General features: G+C 55.6%; 22 protein-coding genes. 7 read left to right on the forward strand and 15 right to left on the reverse strand.

Annotated elements, in window-relative coordinates; genetic code table 11:
- Positions 1-9: 9 nt before the first annotated feature.
- The 9 genes from recC to rppH form a co-directional block, all read right to left on the reverse strand.
- The gene (gene recC / locus UR504_RS08380) at positions 10-3,384 is read right to left on the reverse strand and encodes an exodeoxyribonuclease V subunit gamma (RefSeq protein WP_302236348.1); all 3,375 of its coding nucleotides are present in this window, start codon (positions 3,382-3,384) and stop codon (positions 10-12) included.
- A 12-nt stretch (positions 3,385-3,396) separates the two neighbouring features.
- On the reverse strand, positions 3,397-3,720 hold the full coding sequence (locus tag UR504_RS08385; protein WP_133295081.1) for a prepilin-type N-terminal cleavage/methylation domain-containing protein: 324 nt from the start codon (positions 3,718-3,720) through the stop codon (positions 3,397-3,399).
- Positions 3,705-4,106, reverse strand: a complete 402-nt coding sequence (locus tag UR504_RS08390) for a DUF2509 family protein (RefSeq protein WP_320739599.1) — start codon at positions 4,104-4,106, stop codon at positions 3,705-3,707. The genes UR504_RS08385 and UR504_RS08390 overlap by 16 nt, the downstream gene beginning before the upstream one ends.
- On the reverse strand, positions 4,103-4,663 hold the full coding sequence (locus UR504_RS08395) for a prepilin peptidase-dependent protein (protein WP_143345478.1): 561 nt from the start codon (positions 4,661-4,663) through the stop codon (positions 4,103-4,105). Before UR504_RS08395 ends, UR504_RS08390 begins: the two co-directional genes overlap by 4 nt.
- Positions 4,654-5,118: a prepilin peptidase-dependent protein gene (locus tag UR504_RS08400; protein WP_320739675.1), complete on the reverse strand. Its 465-nt coding sequence runs from the start codon at positions 5,116-5,118 to the stop codon at positions 4,654-4,656. Before UR504_RS08400 ends, UR504_RS08395 begins: the two co-directional genes overlap by 10 nt.
- A gap of 184 nt (positions 5,119-5,302) precedes the next feature.
- Positions 5,303-6,097 (reverse strand): thymidylate synthase, encoded by a 795-nt coding sequence (thyA, locus tag UR504_RS08405; protein ID WP_111966081.1) that lies wholly within the window; start codon positions 6,095-6,097, stop codon positions 5,303-5,305.
- A gap of 6 nt (positions 6,098-6,103) precedes the next feature.
- On the reverse strand, positions 6,104-6,979 hold the full coding sequence (lgt, locus tag UR504_RS08410; RefSeq protein ID WP_115876201.1) for a prolipoprotein diacylglyceryl transferase: 876 nt from the start codon (positions 6,977-6,979) through the stop codon (positions 6,104-6,106).
- A gap of 193 nt (positions 6,980-7,172) precedes the next feature.
- The gene (ptsP, locus tag UR504_RS08415) at positions 7,173-9,419 is read right to left on the reverse strand and encodes a phosphoenolpyruvate--protein phosphotransferase (RefSeq protein ID WP_111966082.1); all 2,247 of its coding nucleotides are present in this window, start codon (positions 9,417-9,419) and stop codon (positions 7,173-7,175) included.
- Positions 9,420-9,431: 12 nt separating this feature from the next.
- Positions 9,432-9,962 carry an RNA pyrophosphohydrolase gene (rppH, locus tag UR504_RS08420; protein WP_013098553.1) on the reverse strand — a complete coding sequence of 177 codons (531 nt, stop codon included), beginning with the start codon at positions 9,960-9,962 and terminating at the stop codon, positions 9,432-9,434.
- A gap of 683 nt (positions 9,963-10,645) precedes the next feature.
- On the opposite strand from rppH, the gene mutH reads away from it, so the two are divergent.
- The 3 genes from mutH (at position 10,646) to UR504_RS08435 (ending at position 12,857) form a co-directional block, all read left to right on the forward strand.
- Complete coding sequence (gene mutH, locus UR504_RS08425) at positions 10,646-11,338, forward strand: DNA mismatch repair endonuclease MutH (RefSeq protein WP_111966083.1); 693 nt, start codon at positions 10,646-10,648, stop codon at positions 11,336-11,338.
- A gap of 128 nt (positions 11,339-11,466) precedes the next feature.
- Positions 11,467-11,685: a YgdI/YgdR family lipoprotein gene (locus UR504_RS08430; protein WP_008499668.1), complete on the forward strand. Its 219-nt coding sequence runs from the start codon at positions 11,467-11,469 to the stop codon at positions 11,683-11,685.
- Positions 11,686-11,816: 131 nt separating this feature from the next.
- Positions 11,817-12,857, forward strand: a complete 1,041-nt coding sequence (locus UR504_RS08435; RefSeq protein WP_115876203.1) for an NADP(H)-dependent aldo-keto reductase — start codon at positions 11,817-11,819, stop codon at positions 12,855-12,857.
- A 92-nt stretch (positions 12,858-12,949) separates the two neighbouring features.
- Here UR504_RS08435 and lplT read toward each other — a convergent pair whose 3' ends face one another.
- Both lplT and aas read right to left on the reverse strand, forming a co-directional pair.
- Entirely contained in the window at positions 12,950-14,143 is a 1,194-nt protein-coding gene (gene lplT, locus UR504_RS08440) for a lysophospholipid transporter LplT (protein WP_111966085.1), read from the reverse strand.
- The gene (aas, locus tag UR504_RS08445) at positions 14,136-16,295 is read right to left on the reverse strand and encodes a bifunctional acyl-ACP--phospholipid O-acyltransferase/long-chain-fatty-acid--ACP ligase (protein WP_320739602.1); all 2,160 of its coding nucleotides are present in this window, start codon (positions 16,293-16,295) and stop codon (positions 14,136-14,138) included. Before aas ends, lplT begins: the two co-directional genes overlap by 8 nt.
- A 425-nt stretch (positions 16,296-16,720) precedes the next feature.
- Here aas and galR point away from each other — a divergent pair, with 425 nt between their 5' ends.
- A complete protein-coding gene (gene galR, locus UR504_RS08450; protein ID WP_302236330.1) occupies positions 16,721-17,737 on the forward strand; it encodes an HTH-type transcriptional regulator GalR in 1,017 nt (338 codons plus the stop codon).
- Here galR and UR504_RS08455 read toward each other — a convergent pair.
- Complete coding sequence (locus UR504_RS08455) at positions 17,698-18,183, reverse strand: GNAT family N-acetyltransferase (RefSeq protein ID WP_115876206.1); 486 nt, start codon at positions 18,181-18,183, stop codon at positions 17,698-17,700. The two genes, galR and UR504_RS08455, sit on opposite strands and share 40 nt — an antisense overlap.
- A 220-nt stretch (positions 18,184-18,403) precedes the next feature.
- Between UR504_RS08455 and UR504_RS08460 the strand changes: the two genes are divergently transcribed.
- Entirely contained in the window at positions 18,404-19,441 is a 1,038-nt protein-coding gene (locus tag UR504_RS08460; RefSeq protein WP_111966089.1) for a LacI family DNA-binding transcriptional regulator, read from the forward strand.
- On the opposite strand, the gene lysA is transcribed toward UR504_RS08460, so the two are convergent.
- Positions 19,411-20,673 carry a diaminopimelate decarboxylase gene (gene lysA / locus UR504_RS08465; protein WP_115876207.1) on the reverse strand — a complete coding sequence of 421 codons (1,263 nt, stop codon included), beginning with the start codon at positions 20,671-20,673 and terminating at the stop codon, positions 19,411-19,413. The genes UR504_RS08460 and lysA overlap by 31 nt on opposite strands.
- Before the next feature lie 121 nt (positions 20,674-20,794).
- Here lysA and UR504_RS08470 point away from each other — a divergent pair, with 121 nt between their 5' ends.
- Complete coding sequence (locus tag UR504_RS08470; protein ID WP_111966091.1) at positions 20,795-21,727, forward strand: LysR family transcriptional regulator; 933 nt, start codon at positions 20,795-20,797, stop codon at positions 21,725-21,727.
- Positions 21,728-21,746: 19 nt separating this feature from the next.
- Here the strand turns inward: UR504_RS08470 and UR504_RS08475 are convergent, their stop codons facing one another.
- On the reverse strand, positions 21,747-22,295 hold the full coding sequence (locus UR504_RS08475) for a flavodoxin family protein (RefSeq protein ID WP_045909897.1): 549 nt from the start codon (positions 22,293-22,295) through the stop codon (positions 21,747-21,749).
- Positions 22,296-22,486: 191 nt separating this feature from the next.
- Here UR504_RS08475 and UR504_RS08480 point away from each other — a divergent pair, with 191 nt between their 5' ends.
- Positions 22,487-22,879 (forward strand): winged helix-turn-helix transcriptional regulator, encoded by a 393-nt coding sequence (locus UR504_RS08480; protein WP_115876208.1) that lies wholly within the window; start codon positions 22,487-22,489, stop codon positions 22,877-22,879.
- A gap of 14 nt (positions 22,880-22,893) precedes the next feature.
- On the opposite strand, the gene UR504_RS08485 is transcribed toward UR504_RS08480, so the two are convergent.
- Entirely contained in the window at positions 22,894-23,586 is a 693-nt protein-coding gene (locus UR504_RS08485; protein WP_115876209.1) for an aspartate/glutamate racemase, read from the reverse strand.
- Between the last annotated feature and the right edge of the window lie 108 nt (positions 23,587-23,694).

The following is a 23,694-nucleotide window of genomic DNA, read 5'->3' on the forward strand; positions in this document are numbered from 1 at the left end:
ATACAGCACTCAGGACTGATTAAATTTAAACAACGGCAGCAGGTAGCGCTGTGCCTCTTCCGTGATAGCCTCCAGGTATTCTGGCTCGAGCGTTCGCCATAAGCGCTGATACCAGACATCTTCACCTTCGCCACGCACCATCATGTTACCTTCGTAGGCCTGCATAAACTTACTGCGGGCTTTCTGCAGCGAAGCCTCATCCGTTAACATCGCATCATTCTGCGCGTCATAACAGGCTTTTATCCAGGCGCCGCCACTTTCCGGCAGTAGCAGGAGGGGTTTGTTCATTCCCTGGCGGTAGCCATCAATGTACAAAGACAGATACCGTAACGCCTGATCAGACTCCATCGGCGGGAAGCGCCATTCGCCCTCTTTGCGCACGAAAATGCGGCTTTCGCCTTTATGCCCAACCGCACTGTAGACAAGATGTTCCAGCCAGAGTTGCAAACCCTGTGAAACGCTAAGCATTGAAGGCCGCCAGCGAAGCAGCCCATCCTGCTGAACCTGGGTTAACCAGCCCGTGAGCTGTACCCCGTTGCAGTTGAGATCGATTTCAATACTATTCCCTGGCTGTCGGCACGCTCTTACGCGCTCTGCCAGGGCGGTCATCTCCTGACACTGCGCCTCCCAGACGATCTCCCCGAACGCCCCATAAGGCAACTGTCCCGCAGCGCGGTAGCGGCGGTATAGTTTTTCAGCATCTTCCTCTTCAACCAGCGCATTCAACAGCTGCAGGTTTAACTGGTAGCGCTCCAGACCTTCCAGCGTAAACGGCTCTGCATCAGGAATTTCACTCTCTTCAGAACGGAAATTGACCTGTAGTCGCTGCTGGAAGAAAGCGCGCACAGGATGCGCCCAAAACCGCTGAAGCTGCTCGAAGGTCAGGGTGTCGACAGGGCGAGGGTCGAGTTCCTGAATAAAATCGGTATGCGCATTCCCCTCTTTTTTCGCCGCTGGCAGCCACTCCTGCGCATAGCTCTGGCGCTCGCTGGCCGTATAGTTCACCGGGTCAAACGGCATGCGGCTGTGGAAACAGGTGATATGGTCTTTCACCCTCTTCTCGCTTTCATCGCAGTTGCGCTCTTCATCCCCCGGCAGGTAGTGGCTCTGACCGATATAATCCACCAGTTCCTGCACCAGAACGGAGGGGAAACGCTCGCTGTTGTCCTGAATCGAACGGCCGATATAGCTGATATAAAGCTTACTCTGGGCGGAAATAAGCGCCTCAAGGAAGAGATATCGGTCATCATCACGGCGGCTACGGTCGCCCCGTTTTGGATTTGCGCTCATTAAATCGAACCCCAACGGCGCGAGCGCGCGAGGATAAACGCCGTCGTTCATGCCAAGTAAACAGACCACTTTAAACGGGATTGAACGCATTGGCATCAGGGTGCAAATATTGATGGGGCCTGCCAGGAAACGCTGGCTGATTCGCTCCTGGTCAAGCCGCTGCGTCAACTCATCCCTCAACAGCGACAGCGGAATGGCCTCCTGATAGTGGGAATTGACGCCTTCGTCGATGATAGCCTGCCACTGCGTTTCAATGAGCGCCATCGCCGCTTCGGTGTCATTGTCCGGCAGGAAGAAATCATTAAGCAACGCTCTGCAAACCGGGAGCCATTCTTCAAGTGGACGCGGCTGCAGCAGCTCGTGTCGCCAGCGGTTAAGCTGCATCAGGAGCGATGCTAAATGCCCCACCAGTTCAGCAATTAACCCGCTGGACTCATCGTAAGGCAGCACCTCATTCCACTCGCCCTGACTGCTCTCCATGGCATAGCCCAGCAGCATACGCGTCAGGCCAAATCGCCAGGTGTGCTGCCCGGTTGGAGGAAGTTCGAACTCCTGAACGTTATCGTCATCGATACCCCAGCGAACGCCAGACTCATTCACCCACTGGCGAAGGTAGCGAAGCCCCTCTTCATTGATGTTGAAGCGTGCAGACAGAACGGGGACATCCAGTAACGCCAGGACATCTTCGGAGATAAAGCGGCTATCCGGCAGTGAGAGTAAAGTGATAAACGCCTGCAATGCCGGATGCGACTGACGGGCACGACGGTCAGAAATAGCATAAGGAAGATATCGCTCGCCCGTCGCGCTGCCAAAGACGGCCTGAATAAAGGGACTGTAGCTGTCGATATCCGCCACCATTACCACGATATCACGTGGCGTCAGTTCGGGATCGTCCTGCAGCATCGCCAGCAGCTGGTCGTGAAGCACTTCGACCTCACGCTGAGGGCTATGGCAAACATGGATCGTGATGCTGCGATCGTCAGCGTCCAGCTTACGCTTGCTGTCGCTGCGTTCGAACTCGTTCGCCGTCACGCCCATGACGGCACGGTTTTCCAGATCCAGAATATCTAACTGAATATTATGCAGCAGGCTGTCCGGAGCGATCTCGACAAAGGCATCCACGTCACCTTCGCCTGAGGAAGTGATGTCTGAAAGCATGTGAATGTAGTCACGCCCCAGCTTCCCCCATGAGGCAAGCAGCGGATTGGGCAGGTTCTGGATACCATCTTCGTCAAAAAGCTGCCCGGCAGTCGAGCCGTCCTTAAACAGCGGGACGGACCGTTCTTCAAAAAGGCGCTTTCGTTGGCGAGTTACCAGACGCGCAAGCCAGCGTTCATCGAGGATATCCCCCCAATACTGTCGGCAAGGGTTGGTGAACAAAATATGAATATCAATATGTCTACCCAGCGCATTCAACGCCTTTAAATAGACAGGGGGTAATGCGGATATTCCGCAGATAAAAACGCGTGACGGTAGTCTTGCTGGACGCTCTGTCGCATTTTCGAGTATTGAAATAAACCGATCGTACAGGTTGGCGCGGTGCCACTTAGGCTGCCCAAGTTTCTCCGTATGTTCTACCAGTGCTTTCCACAGCGGTGCCTGCCATATTTGCGCCTCCGGCAGACCTTCAACCAGCTCGCCCGCTTCCCAACGAATTAACCAGTCAGAACGGTAAACAAGGTATTGGTCGTAGAGATCGGCAGTACGCGACGCCAGTTGGAACAGCTTGCGCTTGTCGGTATCGTCATTGAGGTAGTGGCGCAGCATGGCGAATTCATCATGCTGCAGCATTTCCGGCAGCAGCGCCATGAGCTTCCAGCTCATGGCCTGCTTGTTGAAGGCGCTCTGCTCCGGGATGTCCGGCAACACGCGCACAAACATCTCCCAGATAAAGCTTGCGGGCAGCGGGAAATCAATATTTGCGGCTATGCCAAATTTACGGGAAAGCGACATTTGCAGCCACTGTGCCATACCGGTGCTCTGCACCAGCACCATTTCAGGCTCAAAAGGATCGTCAAGCCGCTCGCGCTCAACGATAAACTCCATCAGCGCTTCCAGCACATCCAGACGATTTGAGTGGTAGACCCTTAACATAGACGCTCCCGACTACTGGCTAACCGGGCAATGCAGACGCGTTAACTCACCGCGCCGCCCCAGAGGAGAAATAAGTGTAACCGTGATGCTGACACATCCTGCGTGCGTTGTCTGCCCCCGACTGGCCTGCCAGCCTGCAGGGAGAACATTTGTTGAGAGCTGAGACTGATTCCAGGCATGGTGCCAGAGCTGGCGATACTGGTTAAACAGGGTAAACCGCGCCGCCAGCGCCCGGTGATAACCCGACAAAGCCGTCACGACGATCACCAGCAGCATCATCGCCAGCAGGACTTCCACCATGCTAAACCCTTTTTCTTTGCTCACGGCAGCTGGCATAACGCGCTCTCCTTAAGGGGACAAAAATCACTCCAGCCGTGAGGCGAAAAACGAACTTTCCCGTCGACAATCTCTGCTGCGCGCCAGAGCAGAAGGCCGCTGTCTTCGGCAATTAGTAACGCGCGCCCCTCACTCAGCTGGCGCAAACACACTCGCCACGCAGGTGTCTTTTTGCACTGAACCTGGGGATCTGACGACCAGCTCTGAACCCGTCCCCACTCAAGCGCTGACTGTACCGTCACCTGCTGCTGAAGCGAGCGGCTCTCGCCGCCAACGAGCGCGCTAAACGTTATGAGCTGCTGATTGAGACCCGTGAGGATCAGTGTCCCGAGCACCAGTAAAAGCAGAACCAGCGCCAGCGAAGATATGCCGCGTTGACGATTCACAGGTTGTATCCCGTGACCGTATACACCGCCTGCCAGGGCTCCCCCTTCTCGCCTTTGCGAATCGCCGCCATTTCGATATTCACCTCTGGCGCAAAACCGGCATGCTCCACTGTTCTTACTACAAAATGCGCGATCGTAAGCCTGCTCGGGTCAGTAAGCTTTTCCCATCCTTTTCCTTCACATGAGGTCGCTCCACGCAGGGTTTCCAGTGCCCCCGACTCCAGACGAAAACCGGTGCTGTCATTTTCTGATGCGCTGTTATCCCAGTTGCCGTTACTGTTGGCGTCCGACCGCACAATGACGCAACTTCCAAGCCTCGCGGTCACCAGCGCCTGCCCCTGACAGTTTCCCGCGCAGTACCCCGCACGCTGAAGCTGTTTGCCCACGGAAAACAGATGATGCCAGACCTCTTCCTCTAGTTCTCTCTGGCCGGATTGCACTAAGACCGCTCGCTGCAAGCCGGGTAAAAATCGCGATGCGCTTATCAGCAAAAGACTGCTAATCGCCGTAGCAATCAGAACTTCAGTCAGCGAGAAACCACGCTGCCTCATCGACATGAACCTCCCCCAATGACCTTACACATCCTGATGCGTCCTCCATTTGAGACAATAATCAGCCACTCTCCTGGACGGCTTTGGACGCGTATCCGCCCTGCCCACGCCGTATCCCTTAATCCATAGAACGCGAGCGACGGCGTTACCTCGCCGATCGCGACTTCAGGCCAGAGTGGTATCAGCACAAAGGGACTGCCCTTCTCACAGCCTTGGGCGGCAGAGCTCACCAGACAGTCCCGGCCTCCCACCCGCTGATGGGTAATTTGATGGTCGCGGTTGTAGCGGTTGGCATGATTGCGTAGAAAAAGCAGGTAATCTCGCACCTGACTGGCGGTTTGCCACAGCCGCTGCTGCCGCTGCCAGTTGTCCCATCCGTACAGCCCTGAGGCGCTAAGAATAACGACAAGCGATATGGCGACCAGCGTTTCGATAAGCGTAAAACCGTTCTCTTTTTTCATACCGGGAGTGTGGCGAAGCACCGTGAACATGACGAGCATCGAAATATCGTTTTACGAGGCGTTATCCGGAGAATTGGAAGAGTTGCAGCGCGTTGCACGCTTTCTGGATAGCGCTTCGGGAAACGGGATATAGGCGAAAAAAAACCGGCGCTAAACAGCACCGGTTGTGTCACGCTTTATCGCATCAGATAGCGACGGGCGCTTTGATGCCCGGATGTGGGTCGTAGCCCTCAATTTCGAAATCATCAAAGCGGTAATCGAAGATTGATGCCGGTTTGCGCTTGATAACCAGCTTCGGCAGCGCACGCGGTTCGCGCGTCAGCTGGAGATGCGTCTGTTCCATATGGTTGCTGTAAAGATGGGTATCCCCTCCGGTCCAGACAAAATCACCCACTTCCAGATCGCACTGCTGCGCCATCATGTGGACCAACAGCGCATAGCTGGCAATGTTAAACGGCAGGCCGAGGAACACGTCACAGGAGCGCTGGTAGAGCTGGCAGGAGAGCTTCCCATCCGCCACATAGAACTGGAAGAACGCATGGCACGGTGCCAGCGCCATTTTATCCAGCTCGCCGACGTTCCAGGCGGAAACGATGATGCGCCGCGAGTCCGGATCGTTTTTCAACTGGTTCATCACGGTGGTGATCTGGTCAATATGGCGGCCATCAGGCGTTGGCCATGCGCGCCACTGCTTGCCGTAAACCGGGCCCAGGTTGCCATTTTCATCTGCCCATTCGTCCCAGATTGAGACGTTATTTTCGTGCAGATACGCTATGTTGGTATCGCCTTGCAGGAACCAGAGCAGTTCATGAATGATCGAGCGCAGGTGGCAGCGCTTTGTCGTCACCAGTGGGAAGCCTTCTTGCAGGTTGAAGCGCATCTGGTGGCCAAAAATGGAGAGCGTACCGGTGCCGGTGCGGTCGTTTTTCGGCGTGCCCTCGTCGAGCACTTTTTTCATCAATTCAAGATACTGTTTCATGGTTCCTCAGGAATTTTGTTGCTGTGGACGACGACGATACGCCCAAATCATCATAATGGCACCCGCGACAATCATCGGTATGGAGAGGATCTGCCCCATGCTGATGTACTGTACCCATTCGCCGGTAAACTGTGCGTCTGGCTGACGGAAGAACTCGACGATAATACGGAATGCGCCGTAGCCAATAAGGAACAGGCCGGAGACAGCGCCCATCGGACGCGGTTTGCGGATAAACAGGTTGAGAATGATAAATAGCACAACGCCTTCCAGCGCCAGCTCGTACAGCTGAGACATATGGCGCGGCAGAACGCCGTAGGTATCGAAAATGGACTGCCACTCCGGATGTGATGGCAGCAGCGCGATATCTTCCGCGCGGGAGCCCGGGAACAGCATCGTATAAGGCACGCTCGGGTCGACGCGGCCCCACAGCTCACCGTTGATAAAGTTACCCAGACGACCGGCACCCAGACCAAACGGGATCAGCGGCGCGATAAAATCCGAAACCTGGAAGAAGTTGCGTTTGGTGCGTTTGGCAAAAATCACCATCACCAGGATCACCCCAATCAGGCCGCCGTGGAAGGACATGCCGCCGTCCCAGACGCGGAACAGGTAGAGGGGATCGTTCAGGAATACAGGGAAGTTATAGAACAGCACGTACCCAATACGGCCACCGAGGAACACGCCGAGGAAGCCCGCATAGAGCAGGTTTTCAACTTCGTTTTTCGTCCAGCCGCTGCCGGGACGACTGGCGCGACGGCCAGCGAGCCACATGGCAAAAATGAAGCCCACCAGGTACATCAGACCGTACCAGTGAAGCGAAACAGGTCCTACTGAGAAAATGACCGGATCAAATTCCGGAAAATGCAGATAACCACTGTTCATCTGTCACCACAAGATGTTGTTATTCCGCTGAAAGTGGACAGCGGTAGAAATGCGATTCTGCCGTAAGCAGAGGCTCCAAAGTTGCGAATCATAGCATAAGGCGGGCGCGGAGGATGCGCCCGAGATGTAAAAGATGTGTATAGGGTGTTATGCCCTCTGGTGCCCTCTCCCACCGGGAGAGGGAGAAAGACGATTAGCGGCCGCCGCGGATCAGGCCGCCCATACCGCGTCGTTCCATAAACGCCGCGACCTGGTGACGGACCTCAGCAGCCAGCTGCGCCTCAAGGCTGCGTTCTGCGAGTTCGCGAGCATCATTGATGTCGATATGTCGCAGCAGGTATTTCACGCGGGCGACAGCGCGACCGTTCATCGACAGATGGCGGTATCCCAGACCAATCAGGATCGCAACGCACATGGAATCCCCGGCCATTTCACCGCACAGGCGTAAATCAATGCCGTACTGCTCCGCTTCACGGGCAATCATCGCTAACGCGCGAATGATCGCCGGATGCAGGCTGTCGTAGATACTGGCGACGCGGGTATTGTTGCGGTCGACGGCCAGAATATATTGCGTCAGGTCGTTGGTGCCGACAGAGATAAAATCAACACGGCTTGCCAGCTGCGGCAGCATAAAGACCATGGACGGCACTTCTAGCATCACGCCGATCCGCGGTTTCGGGATCGCATAGCCGATCATCTCTTCCACTTCACGCCCGGCACGTTCGATCAGCCGCCGCGACTCGTCGATCTCATCAATGCTTGTGACCATCGGCAGCAGGATGCTGAGATTGCCCGTCGCCGCGTTGGCGCGCAGCATCGCGCGCACCTGGATCAGGAAGATCTCCGGCTGATCGAGCGTAATGCGGATCCCACGCCAGCCCAGGCACGGGTTTTCTTCGCTGATCGGCATGTAGGGGAGCTGTTTATCCGCCCCGACATCCAGGGTGCGCAGGGTGACAGGTTTGTCGTTAAACATCTGCAGCATCCCCTGATACTGCGCCACCTGCTCCTCTTCGGAGGGGAAACCGCTCTGCAGCATGAACGGGATTTCAGTACGGTATAGGCCAATGCCGTCGATGCGGCTGCCAAGCTTTTCTTCATGCTCAGGGCTTAAACCGGCGTTGAGCATGACTTTGATCCGCTCACCGCTCTTAAGCTGTGCGGGCAGGTTAACGTCATCTTCCGCCAGCTTGCTTAATTCATTCTCTTCGCTGATAAGACGCTGGTATTCCTGGAGCAGAACCGGCTCAGGATCGACCAGCAGCTCACCGCGATAGCCGTCGACCACCAGCGTACGTCGGTGCAGTACCGACGGCTGAATGTCCGCCCCCATAACGGTAGGGATACCCAGCGCGCGCACCATAATGGCGGCGTGTGAGTTGGCGGCACCATCGCGCACCACGACACCGGCCAGCCTGTCCTGTGGCAGTTCAGCCAGCGTGGTTGCCGACAGTTCATCGGCGACCAGAACAAACCGTTGAGGCCAGGCATTCGGCCCCTGAATGGTGTCATCAAGATGGAACAGCAGACGTTGTCCCAGGGCCCGGAGATCTCCAGCCCGCTCTTTCAGGTAACCGTCGGTCAATGCCGCAAATTGGTCGGCAAATTTCTCGATAACCTTCTTAACGGCCCACTCCGCGACCGAGCCTTTATCCACTTCAGCAAAAAGCTCACGACGCAGACGCGCATCGGAAAGCAGGTGCGAATAGAGGTCGAAAATGGCCGCCGTCTCTTTTTGCGCACCTGCGGCAAAACGTTTGCTGTAACGACGAAATTCATTCGCCGCCTCTTCCAGCGCGGCGGTAAGACGCTCGCGCTCAAGCGCTTCATCAAGCGTTGAGGCTTCGTAAACCTGCTCCATTAACGGCAGCGTGGCGTCCATCCAGCCTTCAGCAATCGCTACGCCTGGCGATGCCGGAAGGGCACGAATGCGCGTATGGCGATACTGGCCAAAGAGCGCGGCAAGCTGAGACTGAGAGAGGATCGCCGCCATCTGCGTGGCCAGCGTGACGAGGAAAGACTCCTCGCTTTCGTCATACTGACGTAGCTCACGCTGCTGGACGACCAGTACGCCGAGCAGCTGGCGACGCTGGATAATCGGTACGCCAAGGAAAGCGCGGAAGCGCTCTTCTTTTACGGAAGGGATGTATTTAAAGCTGGGGTGTTTTTGCGCGTCAGCAAGGTTGATGGGTTCAGCCAGCCGCCCAACCAGACCGACGATACCCTCATCAAATGCGAGCGTTACGGTGCGTCCACGTGGCTTCTTCAAACCACGGGTCGCCATCAGGTAATAGCAGCGCCGATCGTGGTCGGCCAGATATACCGAACAGACCTCGGTCTCCATCGCAAGACAGATGTCGGTGACCAGAATATTCAGCGCCTCGTTCAGACGCGGAGCGCTGGCCACCTTCTCGACTATTTCTCGCAAGCGGGTGAGCATGATTTGCGTAGCTTAACCTCTTTTACGTCGCCAGGCAGGTGCGCTCTGCGGCTTAGGCGGGATCTCCTGAAGCTGCATGACCACACTTGCAAACTCTTTCATCACCCTACGGTAAACATCGCGTTTAAATGACACGACCTGACGAACAGGATACCAATAGCTCACCCAGCGCCAGCCATCGAACTCCGGCGTACTGCTGGTTTGCATATTGATGTCTGAATCGTTGCCCACCAACTGCAACAGAAACCACTTCTGTTTCTGGCCGATACAAACCGGCTTTGTGTCCCAACGCACCAAACGTTTCGGTAACTTGTAACGCAACCAGTTGCGGGTCGAAGCCAGGATGCGAACATCTTTCCGGCTCAAACCGACCTCTTCAAAAAGCTCCCGGTACATCGCTTGTTCTGGGGACTCTCCCGGATTGATCCCGCCTTGCGGGAACTGCCAGGAGTGCTGACCATATCGCCGGGCCCACATTACCTGGCCCTGACGATTACAAATTACTATTCCTACGTTCGGGCGGTAGCCATCGTCATCAATCACCGGACTACCCCAAACTAAACCTTATATATGAATGATTGTTTCACACTACAGGGAGGCGGTAAACCACTCTCTTACAGGGCTGTAGCCTAATAACATTTGAATAACTCACAAATAAGTGCTGAGTTATAAACAGATGAGAGCCATTAAAAGGAATTTTATTCACCTTTTCTGTGGATATAGTTGTGAAGAAGTGTCTAATTACCGATGAACAACCTCAAACAATGCCGTCCCCCCCTTTTTAGCTTAATTCAATAATACAATTATTTTCATATAGTTAAATGCATTTCCATGAACACAAAACAGAATAGCGTGACGATCGTCACATCAGGGATCGTCGTGCTGATGAAAGATCGAACAGCGTCGGTTTTATCCACAGATTGTGCCAATAAGTTAGTCACAATTTGTTTGAAATTTCGATTTTCCTCGCACGTCAAGGCTGTAAATTGAAACAGTAGTCAGGGTTATGCCCAGTTATCCCATTTTTCTGTGGATAACATGGTGTAAGATCCTGTTCATTGTCAGTGACCAGATTTGAACAACCCGTTTTCCGACTCTGGTGAAACGATTTCAAACCAGTAAAAAAACATATGAATCATGTACATGGAATATTCGTACAGAAATAGTTAAACTCTATCCACAGGGGACAATTTCTTCGTTTATTTTTTAATCAAAAGGTTACCATCATGCATCCGCTTACACCCTTGCTCTCACCGCCGTCCAGCGAGGGCCAGTTGCTACAGCAGGCACAGCGTCTTGCAGGCTTTTCGCTTGGCGAGCTGGCGGCAATGGCAGGGCTTCAGATCCCGAAGGATCTTAAGCGGGATAAAGGCTGGATCGGCATGCTGCTTGAACTATGGCTGGGTGCCAGCGCAGGGAGCAAACCTGAGCAGGATTTTGCTGCACTTGGCGTGGAGTTAAAAACTATCCCTGTAGACAGCCAGGGCAAGCCGCTTGAGACCACTTTTGTCTGCGTTGCGCCATTAACCGGCAATACCGGCGTAACGTGGGAAACCAGTCACGTTCGCCACAAGCTGAAGCGCGTATTATGGGTACCGGTTGAAGGTGAGCGTCAGATCCCCCTGGCTGACCGTCGCGTTGGCGCACCGCTGCTCTGGAGCCCGGACGAGGATGAAGAGCATCAGCTGCGCCTGGACTGGGAAGAGCTGATGGACATGATTGTGCTTGGGCAGGTAGAGCGCATCACCGCCCGACACGGAGAAGTGTTACAGCTGCGTCCGAAAGCGGCCAACAGTAAAGCACTTACCGAGGCAATCGGCGCGCAGGGTGAACCGATACTGACGTTGCCGCGCGGTTTTTATCTCAAAAAGAATTTCACCGGCGCGCTCCTGGCACGTCATTTCCTGTTAAAAACATAGTTTTTTACTTATTTTGCGAGCTCTCAAACATAATCGACTGCTTTTTAAGATTTTACCGCTTCCTCAAGTCGCCTTATCGGGTTAATACTAGATTATGATTTGATACAAGCCAGATGAGGACGATAACGATGAAAAAATGGGCAGTATTAGTGTCAGCAGTCGGTTTAGCGTTTGCCGTATCGGGCTGTAGCAGCGATTACGTCATGGCGACAAAAGATGGTCGAATGATCCTGACCGATGGCAAACCCGAAGTCGACGATGATACCGGTCTGGTCAGCTACCGCGACCAGGAAGGCAATAAAATGCAGATCAATCGCGACGAAGTATCGCAAATTATCGAGCGATAATCAGAGAGAGGTCAGTCGCTTGCTGGCCTTTTTGATTTTTTTCTTCCCCTTTTGCTTCCCCTCTGCCATGTTTATATTCCTTTGTCGGGCACGCCCTGACGCGGTCTATAAGTCTACTGAGGAAGCCGGCTATGCATTATCACCGTATCCCCCACAGCGCTCTGGAAATAAGCCAACTGGGGTTGGGCACGATGACATTTGGTGAACAAAACAGCGAAGCCGATGCCCATGCACAACTCGATTACGCCGTCAGCCAGGGCATTAACCTGATTGATGTTGCAGAGATGTACCCTGTTCCGCCACGCCCTGAAACGCAGGGACTTACCGAAACCTACGTCGGTAACTGGTTGGCAAAGCGCGGCAACCGTGAAAAGCTGGTGATTGCCTCAAAAGTCAGTGGCCCCGCGCGCAATAACGATACCGGGATCCGTCCGAACCAGATCCTCGATCGCAAGAATATCCGCGCCGCTCTGGATGCCAGCCTGAAGCGCCTGCAAACCGACTATCTCGACCTCTACCAGGTGCACTGGCCTCAGCGACCAACCAACTGCTTTGGCAAGCTCGGATACAGCTGGAATGAGAGCGCCCCCGCCGTGACGCTGCTGGAAACGCTGGAAGCGCTGACCGAGTGCCAGCGCGCGGGAAAAATCCGCTACATTGGCGTATCTAACGAAACGGCCTTTGGGGTCATGCGCTATCTGCACCTGGCGGATAAGCACGATCTGCCGCGTATTGTGACTATCCAGAACCCGTACAGCTTGCTTAACCGCAGCTATGAGGTGGGTCTGGCCGAAGTGACACAGTATGAAGAGGTAGAGCTGCTCGCCTATTCCTGTCTCGGCTTCGGCACGCTGACGGGGAAATACCTGAACGGCGCGAAGCCGGCGGGGGCGCGAAATACCCTCTTTAGCCGCTTCACCCGCTACAGCGGTGAGCAGACGCAGAAAGCCGTTGCTGCCTATGTGGATATCGCAAAGCGTCACGGTCTTGACCCTGCGCAGATGGCGCTGGCCTTCGTGCGTCGTCAGCCGTTTGTTGCCAGCACCCTGCTGGGCGCGACAACGATGGAACAGCTGAAAACCAATATTGAGAGTTTCCACCTGAACCTGAGTGAAGACGTGTTAGCAGAGATTGAAGCGGTGCATCAGGTTTATACTTATCCTGCACCATAGCCTGACGCTTTTGCCCGGTGGCGCTACGCTTACCGGGCCTACAGGTGCTCAAACGCAGGCCCGGTAAGGCGAAGCCACCACCCGGCTAGATATCAACGGCGACGCTGCCAAATCCACAAGCCCGCGATCGCAATCGCAAACAGCCCACCAAACCCGACGCCGATCCCCACCACCGGCACACCCACTTTTACCGCCAGCGAGTAGAGCCCCAGCATTAACAGCATTGCCAGGTTTTCACCCAGGTTTTGTACCGCGATAGCATTTCCCGCCCCGACGGTCTGCTTACCCCGTTCCTGCAGCAACGCGTTCAGCGGCACCACGAAGAAGCCCCCCAGAATACCAATCAGGATGAGGAGGACATACGCGGGCAATAACGCATGCTGCAGCGAGAAGATAAGCACCACGACGCCAATCAGGATCCCTGCGGGCATGCAGCGTGCGACCGTCTCGAGCGTCACCAGCTTCGCCGCCGCACCCGCCCCAACCACAATGCCGATGGCCACCATCGCATTAAGATAGGTCGGCGTCGCATTGTCCGTAATGCCCAGCGCCACCGGCACCCACAGGACCAGCAGGAAGCGCAGCGTGACGCCCGCCCCCCAGAACATACTGGTCCCCATCAGGGAGAAACGCGTTTCCCCGTTACGCCACAGCACGCGGCACGCGTTGAAGAAACTGCCGGTCATCGGTTTGAAGCGCCAGGATTGCCCCGGGCGAGCCACTGGCAGCTTCGGAATAAAGAGGTTTGCCACGACCGCACCGCCATACACCACCGCGCAGATGCCCAGTGCCGCCAGGACATGCCAGTCGGCCAGTACGCCGCCCGCGACGGATCCGAGCAGAATAGCGGCAATGGTTGACGACTCCATCAGGCCGTTGGCTTTCACCAGCTTATCGCCCGTGGTCAGCTCGCCGAGGATGCCATACTTTGCCGGGGAGTAGGCGGCAGCGCCAATGCCCACCAGCGTGTAGCCAATAAACGGATTGAAGCCAAAGCAAATGCTGGCGGCACCCAGCAGCTTGAGACCGTTGGCAAACATCATCACCCGGCCTTTCGGGAAGCTGTCCGCTACCTGCCCGACGAACGGAGCAAAGATAATGTAAGCGCCCACAAACACCATCTGCAGGATCGGCTGGCTCCAGTCGGGGTAAAACTCGGCTTTCAGCAGCGCCAGCGTGGCGAACAACAGCGCATTATCACCGAACGCAGAGAGGAACTGCGCGGCAATGACCGCCATCATGCCTTTTGAACGCAGTGAGGTGTTAGTGTGTACTGACTCACGCATTTTGCTGTTCCGCCTCTTCAACCATGCCTTTCAGGGTCACGAAATCGGGCTTCCCGCTACCCAGCACCGGGAGCTGCTTCAGGTAGCGAATGTCGCGCGGCACGGCCAGTTCAGGGATACCGTGTTCACGCGCATAGCTCAGTAACCTGTCGCGCTTAAGTTCAGCGTCGGTCGTAAACAGCACCAGCGCCTCGCCTTTGCTGGCATCACTCTTCACCACCGTAGCATGCATCTTATCCACAGACACGGCCGTTGCCAGCTGTTCGACCATTTCCAGAGAGACCATTTCACCGGCGATTTTGGCGAAGCGTTTCGCGCGTCCCTGAATTTGTACAAAGCCCTGCTCATCGAAACGGACGATATCGCCGGTGTCGTACCAGCCGGTTTCAACCTCGCCGTTGACGTTTTCCGCCGTCGGCGCTTCCAGCACGCCCGGATTTTCCACGCGCAGATAACCGTTCATCACGTTTGGCCCTTTCAGCTGCAGACGGCCACCGTCCTCAATGCCCGGCACCGCCAGCAAACGCGCATCCATTCCCGGCAGGATTCGGCCAACCGTACCCGGTTTCGCCGCCATCGGCACGTTAATCGAGACCACGGGCGCACACTCGGTAACGCCATAGCCTTCAAGAATGCGCAGGCCAAACTTGTCCTGCCAGATCTGGCGCGTGCTCTCCTGCAGTTTTTCCGCACCGGCCACCACATACCGCACGCGATAGAAGTCATACGGATTGGCGAAACGCGCATAGTTGCCCAGGAAGGTTGAGGTTCCGAACAGGACGGTGCAGTTACGGTCATAGACCAGCTCCGGCACAATGCGGTAATGCAGCGGGCTCGGGTAGAGGAACACTTCTGCGCCGGTCAGGAGCGGCGTGAACAGCCCCACCGTCAGGCCAAAAGAGTGGAAAAGCGGCAGCGCCGACATAAAGCGGTCATTCGCGGTAAAGTCGGCAATGCTTTTGATCTGCTCAACGTTCGCCAGAATGCTCTTGTGGCTGTGGACGACGCCTTTAGGATTGCCTTCCGACCCCGACGTGAAGAGGATAATCGCGTCATCTTCCGGCTGCTGTTTGACCTGCGCCAGACGCGGCACCAGCAGATGCGCAAAAATCCACAGCTTGTCGCCGGTGGTCACGTCCGCTTTCAGATCCTCCAGGAAGACCCAGCGCACTTGGGTGAGCTGCTCGGGAAAATGCCAGAGCTTGCCTTTGTCCAGGAACTGTCGGGAGGTAAAGACGGTATTAATCTGGGCTGCGGTGATGGCGCTGGTCAACCCCTTCACGCCCGCCGTGTAGTTCATCATTGCCGGGATACGGCCCCGGGAAACCGCACCGAAAATCACCGCCGCGCTGATGCCCGCATTAGGCAGCATCAGGCCAATTTTTTCGCCTTTTTTGCTGTACTTCTCCAGAATACGGCCCACAAACAGGGTTTTGGTCAGCAGTTTGCGATAGGTGTCGGGGGTAAAGTTGATGTCTTCGATACAGTTTTTCTTCGCGCCATAGCGGTACTGCGCGGATAGCAGAGATTCGTACAGCGTTTCGCGCGGGCGCACGGCCATGCGTGCTTCCATCATAATCTGATGCAGCATTTCCCCGGCGATTTTACGGCGATCGCGGGCACGCGGCGCTTCTGGCATCGGTAACGACGTTGGCGGCAGAATATGCAGGGTTATTTTAGGGAACAGACGCTGCTTCACCAGCCCCTTCAGGCGGCTGAAATGGGTTAGCTCCGCGCCTTCAATGCGCAGCGGTACCACGGTCGCTTTTGATTTCGCTGCAACAAACCCCGCGCCGTCGTAGATTTTCATCAGCGAACCGGTCACTGAAATACGCCCTTCAGGGAAAATAACCACCGGACGCCCTTGCTCAACCAGACGCACCAGATGCTTAATCATCATCGGCTTGGTCGGGTCGAGCGGCACAAAATCAATCAGCGGCGTGAGCCAGCGCATGTACCACTGCTGGCTGATAGAGGTATAGACCGCAAACACCGGGCGCACGGGTAAAAACAGCGCCAGCAGGATGCCATCTATAAAGGAAACATGATTTGGTGTGATAAGAACGCGTTCGCCGCGAAGCGCCTGGGCATCGCCAGTGACGTGGATGCGAAAAAGAATACGGAACAGTGTACGGAAGAACCCAAATAGCATCTCAACTCCCTTTGCCAGCCAGTGTGGAGGGTTGATAGTAAATGGTGGCAGATTACACGAGAAGTGATACGGGAGCGACAGCAAAAGTGGAGGCGAAAAAAAACCTGCGCATCCGCGCAGGTTGGTGCAAGAGATGAGTACGAAATCGTACTAAGAATTCTCACCAATCAATACCTCTGGGATCTCAACTGTATCAATCTCATTAACATCCTCGCCATCGGACAATCGCAACAGCCTGAGGCAAAGTGTAACCAAAGGTTCAGATTGACATTCTTCAGACATGACTGCGCGTGTAACGATTACACCACCAGGGTTGTCCTGCGTCACGTTTGTGGAGAGCGGAAATCCGCTCCCCTTGAATGCGCGCCGCTTTTCCGCAACACTATTTGGTGTGTAAACGCTTACCCCCAATAAGAAGGTAATGAATGGCGACAATAAAGGATGTGGCCCGTCTGGCAGGCGTGTCGGTGGCAACCGTCTCCCGCGTGATTAACGACTCCCCAAAAGCCAGTGACGCATCGCGCCAGGCGGTACAAAATGCCATGGAATCCCTGAACTATCATCCCAATGCCAATGCCCGCGCGCTCGCCCAGCAGTCCACCGAAACCATTGGGCTGGTGGTGGGTGATGTTTCCGATCCCTTTTTCGGCGCCATGGTTAAAGCGGTTGAACAGGTTTCTTATCAGACAGGTAATTTTTTGCTGATCGGCAATGGCTATCATAATGAACAAAAAGAACGCCAGGCCATTGAACAGCTGATCCGCCACCGCTGCGCGGCGCTGGTGGTTCACGCCAAAATGATCCCGGACGCCGAGCTGATTCACCTGATGAAGCAGATGCCCGGAATTGTGATCATCAACCGCATTATTCCCGGATTTGAAAAACGCTGCGTGGCCCTCGATGACCGCTACGGTGCCTGGCTTGCAACGCGGCATCTTATTCAGCAGGGCCATACCCGGATTGGCTATCTCTGTTCAAATCATCAGATTTCTGATGCAGAGGACCGCCTGCAGGGCTACTACGATGCCCTTCGTGAAAACGGGCTGCCGTGTAATGACCGCCTGGTGGCCTACGGTGAACCGGATGAGAGCGGCGGTGAACAGGCCATGACCGAGCTGCTGGGTCGCGGACGGAATTTCACGGCGGTTGCCAGCTATAACGACTCAATGGCCGCAGGGGCGATGGGGGTGTTGAATGACAATGGAATTGAGGTACCGGCAGAAATTTCGCTGATTGGCTTCGACGACGTGCTGGTCTCCCGCTACGTTCGCCCGCGTCTGACCACCGTGCGCTACCCAATCATCACCATGGCAACGCAGGCCGCCGAGCTGGCGCTAGCGCTAGCTGAACAGCGCCAGCCGCCGGAAATTACGCATCTGTTTAGCCCGACGCTGGTTCGCCGTCACTCCGTTGCGTCACCTGCGGAAGCGCAGAGCGAATAACGGTAGAGGTGAACCCGCGTGTTGGGGTATTCCAGACCATCACCGATGTACTGCCAGCCGTAACGTTCGTAGAAGTCGCGGCAGGCAGACCAGAGATGGAGCTCCTCATACCCGGACTGCGCTGCGTAAGCGATAACATGCTGCTGAAGTTGTCCCGCCAGCCCCTTACCTCGCGCCGCCTCATCAACGTACAGCGCCGCCAGCCACGGAAAGAGATCCTGTCGGGTGATCAAATCGCAGCGCCAGAGCCCTACCGTGCCAAGAAGCTGTTCGCCTTCAAGGGCAATAAACGTCAACGGTAATGCCCCCGGTGTCTGGCTGTGCTCAACAATACTGTGGAAAAATTCCCGAGAAAGCCCTTCGCCAAAGGCCTGCCAGAGCCAGTCGGTAACCTGCTCTGCGAAGTGTGGAGCCTTGTAAAGCGGGAGGATGACAGCCTTATTCATGTTTCACCTGCATTTTCTCATGTATTTACTGGCCTGATGCTCCAGCCCGGTTCGGTGATTATCTTACCAGAGTCAGGCTATTGAGTTTGACTTCAGGCTGGCCGGACGAATCGTTACCAAAAAGCGTGATCGTGGCAGAGTTTTTGCGCTTCCCGCATCGCTTATACGCCGCGAGGTCTGTGTTAAACTGCAAACCATTACGTGGAAGCAGGAATGTAGAATGGCAACAATGCTGGATGTCTCACTGCGTGCGGGCGTGTCGAAGGCTACCGTCTCGCGCGTGCTGAACGGCACAGGTCAGGTCAAAGAGAGTACGCGTCAGCAGGTCTTTGCTGCGATGGAAGAGCTGGGCTATCGTCCGAACTTTCTCGCGCGCTCGCTGGCTAACCAGACCAGCAACAGCATTGGTCTGGTCGTCTCGACCTTTGACGGCTTTTACTTTGGTCGCCTTCTCCAGCAGGCGTCGCGGCAAACTGAAACTCACGGGAAACAGCTGATCGTCACCGACGGTCACGACGCGCCGGAACAGGAAGAACAGGCGGTGCAGATGCTGGCCGATCGCCAGTGCGATGCCATCGTGCTTTACACGCGCTACATGAGCGAAAAAGCGATCGTCAAACTAATGAACACCGTGAAAACGCCGCTGGTGGTCATTAACCGTGAAGTGAGCCAGGCGCCGGATCGCTGCGTGTTCTTCGAACAGCAGGATGCCGCATTCAAGGCCGTGGATTATCTGATCGGCCAGGGCCATCGGGAGATCGCCTGTATCACCGTCCCGATCCACACTCCCACGGGTAAAGCGCGGCTGATGGGCTATCGCAAGGCGCTGGAAAAGCATGGTATCCGTCTGGACGAGCGTCGGATAAAGTACGGCGATGCGGGAATGACGCGGGGATACGAGCTTTGCAAGGAATTGATTGCCGACGGAGTACCGTTTAGCGCCCTGTTTGCCTGTAACGACGATATGGCGCTGGGTGCGTCCAAAGCGTTGCACCAGGCGGGGCTTAAAATCCCGCAGGATATTTCACTGTTCGGCTTTGACGATGCCCCAAGCGCGAAATGGCTGGAGCCTGCGCTCTCATCGGTTTATCTGCCCATCGACAATATGATTGTCACGGCCATCGATCAGGCGATCCGGCTGGCAAAAAACCAGCCGGTCGATGCCATCCCGCCGTTTACCGGCACGCTGGTCTTACGCGATTCGGTCACAACGGGACCGTACTTTAATCAGATGAGTTCTAAAGCCAGCAGTTCCTGAATGGTCTGGCGACGGCGGATCAGCCGCGCTTTACCGTTATCAAACAGCACTTCCGGCAGCAGCGGACGGCTGTTGTAGTTAGATGACATAGATGCCCCGTAGGCACCGGTATCATGCAGCACAAGATAATCGCCCGGTTTGACCTCTGGCAGCGCTCGGGTTTCCACTTTGCCGCCTTCCTGCTGGGTAAACACGTCGCCCGATTCGCACAGCGGCCCCGCAACGACCGTCTCAACGCGTGGCGCCTGCGTTAAATCACGGCCGTCAGCAGCCAGGGCGGTAATGTGGTGATAGCTGCCGTACATGGACGGACGCATCAAATCGTTAAAACCTGCGTCAATCAAGACGAAGTGGCGAGAGCCCATCTCTTTCACGCTGCGTACCTGCGAAACCAGCACGCCGGCTTCCGCCACCAGGAAACGACCCGGCTCAATTTCCAGCTTCACGGCATGACCCAGATGCGCGGCAATTTGGTCACGTGCGGCGCTCCACAGACCGTAATAATGATCGGTATCGATCGCCTCTTCACCTTCGCGATAAGGAATAGAGAGACCGCCGCCCGCAGAGATCGCCTCCAGATCCTGACCGAAGTCGACAACCTGGCGCACCATCGCGCCGCACACCTGCTCCAGGTGGCCGTAATCCACGCCAGAGCCAATATGCATATGAATACCCACCAGCTTCAGGCCGTAGCGCTGTAATACCTCCAGCGCGGCAGGCATATCGGCATACCAGATCCCGTGCTTGCTATTTTCGCCGCCGGTATTGGTTTTTTGGCTGTGGCCGTGACCAAAGCCCGGATTCACCCGCAGCCAGACGCGATGGCCGGGAGATACCTGACCCAGCTGCTCCAGCATATCCACAGAACCGGCATTCACCGGGATCTGCAGCTCGTGAACGCGCGCCAGCGTCGCGTCGTCGATCACATCGGCGGTAAAGACGATCGCGTCGCCGTCAGCTTTCGGATCGTATCCGGCCGCCAGCGCGCGTTCGATTTCGCCAAGCGAGACGGAGTCGACCTTCACGCCCTGCTCACGCATCAGGCGCAGAATATGGATATTGGAGCAGGCCTTCTGGGCAAAACGCACCACGTCAAACTGATGCAGGGCGGCGATCTTCTCGCGGACGATCTGCGCGTCGTAGACCCACACCGGACAGCCAAATTCGGCAGGCAGGCGCAGCAGGTTGTCGGCGTTCAAATCGGTATCAGTCTGGTTCAGCGGGCGTGGCATGGTCTTCTCCGGATAAATGCGTTTTGATGATTACGCCACAGCGCAAAGAGAATAAAAAATATCGTTTTATCGCGAGTCTATGCAAAAATGATATGGACAGTTCTCTGCTTTCAGGTGCCCTATGCCCGCCGTCAATTTACGCCACATCGAGATTTTTCACGCCGTGATGACCACCGGCAATCTCACCGAAGCCGCACAGATGCTGCATACCTCGCAGCCGACGGTGAGCCGCGAGCTGGCCCGCTTCGAGAAAGTGCTGGGGCTGAAGCTGTTCGAACGCACCCGGGGCAGGCTTCACCCTACGGTGCAGGGACTACGCCTGTTCGAGGAAGTTCAGCGCTCCTGGTACGGGCTGGACAGAATCGTGAGTGCAGCCGAAAGCCTGCGCGAGTTTCGCCAGGGCGAGCTGTCGATCGTCTGCCTGCCCGTCTTCTCGCAATCTTTTTTACCGATGCTGCTGCAGCCCTTTCTGGCGCGATACCCGGAGGTCAGCCTCACCATCGTGCCTCAGGAATCTCCCCTGCTTGAAGAGTGGCTTTCGGCTCAGCGCCATGATTTAGGCCTAACCGAAAACCTCTCAACGCCAGCAGGCACGGCGCGCACGGAGTTACTTTCGTTAGATGAAGTATGCGTTCTGCCCGCCGGGCATCGGCTTGCCGGTAAGGCGGTGCTCACGCCAGAGGACTTCCACGGGGAAAACTACATTAGCCTGTCGCAGACCGACAGCTACAGACAGCTGCTGGATACCCTGTTTGCCGAGCATCAGGTCAAACGGCGAATGGTGGTGGAAACGCACAGCGCGGCTTCAATTTGCGCGATGGTGCGAGCGGGCATCGGCGTCGCGGTGGTGAATCCGCTTACGGCGCTGGATTATGCGGAAAGTGGAATTGTTGTGCGTCGGTTTAGCGTCTCAGTTCCTTTTACCGTTAGCCTAATCCGCCCATTGCATCGTCCGGCGTCGGCGCTGGTGGAGGCGTTTAGCGAACATCTGCAGGGAGGGCTAAGTATGTTGGCGGGCCAGCTAAATAAGATGTTGAATCAGACGCCCCGCTAAACAGCGGGCGTCTGAAAACTCAGTTAAAACGTTTCGCAATGGCCGCAACACGCTCGCCGAATTTAACCGCGGTTTGCAGATCGCCGCTGGCAATGGCGCCAGCATCAGCATCCGATGGAGACTGCACCAGCAAACCTACTGAACCGCCCAGATTATTAATGTCCTGACGGGTTGCCGCGAGAGTATTTGACGGCGGCAGCCCCAGGCTCACCCAGATCCCACCGTGCTGAGAGGCTAGCGTTTGCAGATATTGCAACGATACCTGCTTATCACCGTTCAGGCTGGCGCTGTTGCTGAATCCCGCGAACACTTTGTCCTGCCAGCTACGTACGAACCAGGCTTTAGAGGTCGCGTCAGCGAATTTCTTAAACTGCCACGGTACGCTTCCCATGTAGGTTGGCGCGCCAAAAATAATCGCTTTGGCATCGTTGAGTTTTTGCCAGTCGCTTTCCTGAATATCGCCATTACTGTCAATGGCGATAAGCTCAGCCTGCGCGCCCTCGGCGACAGTTTCAGCAACGCGTTTGGTATGGCCGTAGCCAGAATAATAGATAACTACAACGCTCATTGATAGATCTCCTGATGCAATATTGCCTTGTGAGTCAAACGATTAAGACGACTTTAAAATTGCTCTGCGAGCCCGTTGCCATTTTCGGTTCCCTGGTATCAAATAGAAACCTTACGTCGTTTTATACACGCAAACATTCACGGGCGTAAGAAGGCACCTTTACCTCACCTGGTTACCTCGAGGGAACCACCATGACCCATACAGCAGTTCTGAAAAAGGAGATGCCTCCTTACAACGTGTTCGATGAGCGCTGCCCGACCCGAGGCGTGCTGACGCGTATCGCCGATAAGTGGGCACTGTTAATCCTTGCGCGTCTGGAGAAGGGACCGATGCGCTTTAGTCATCTTCAACGCGATATTCAGCGAATCACCAAAAAGGTGCTGACCCAGTCTTTACGCAAGCTGGAACGTGATGGGCTGGTGTCGCGAAAGATATTCGCCACGGTACCTGTAACAGTCGAGTACAGCCTGACACCGCTTGGCCAGACATTAACCGAAACGGTGACGGTGCTGGCGCACTGGGTGGAAAATAATATTGATGCCATTGTGGCGGCGCAATCCGCCTATGACGCCGCCAACATGTAAACCAGAACGGGTGCTCAGGACAGCATAAACGCCACGGCATCCGCAGCGTGGATGGCGGTGGTATCGAATACCGGAATCGGGCTTTGCGCTACGGGGACCAGCAAACCAATTTCCGTGCAGCCGAAAATCACCCCTTCGGCCCCCTGCTGCGCGAGTTTATCGATAACGCTGACGTAATACGCGCGGGAAGATTCGCTGAAGGTACCGAGGCAGAGCTCGTCAAAGATAATCTGATTGATGCGCGCCCGATCGTCTTCATCCGGGATCAGGCTCTCGATCCCAAATTCACTGTGCAAACGTCCGCGATAAAAATCCTGCTCCATGGTGTAGCGTGTACCCAAAAGCGCTACGCGGCGCATCCCGGATGCCGCAATCACACGCCCGGTCGCGTCCGCGATATGCAAAAACGGCAGCGAGCAGCGGTCCTCAATATGCGACGCCACTTTGTGCATGGTATTGGTACAAAGCACTATACCCTCGGCGCCAGCACGCTCCAGCCCAAGCGCCGCCTGGGCCAGAATCTCCCCGGCTTTATCCCACTCGCCGCTCGACTGGCAGGCTTCGATTTCATGAAAGTCAACGCTGTGCAGGAGCAGGCTTGCGGAATGCAGACCACCCAAACGCTGCTTCACCCCTTCGTTAATCAGGCGATAATAAGGGATTGTCGATTCCCAGCTCATTCCACCTAACAGGCCGATCGTTTTCATCATCCCTCCTTTTCGTTGGTTTCTTCTTTTAACACATCCGGTGCCAATAAAAAAAGGCGCTGCATTCAGCGCCTTTTAAACAAACATTGGTTATCCCCTGCATACGTT

This window comes from Enterobacter sp. 241F3, from assembly GCF_034106785.1.
Taxonomy (GTDB): Bacteria; Pseudomonadota; Gammaproteobacteria; order Enterobacterales; family Enterobacteriaceae; genus Enterobacter; species Enterobacter vonholyi.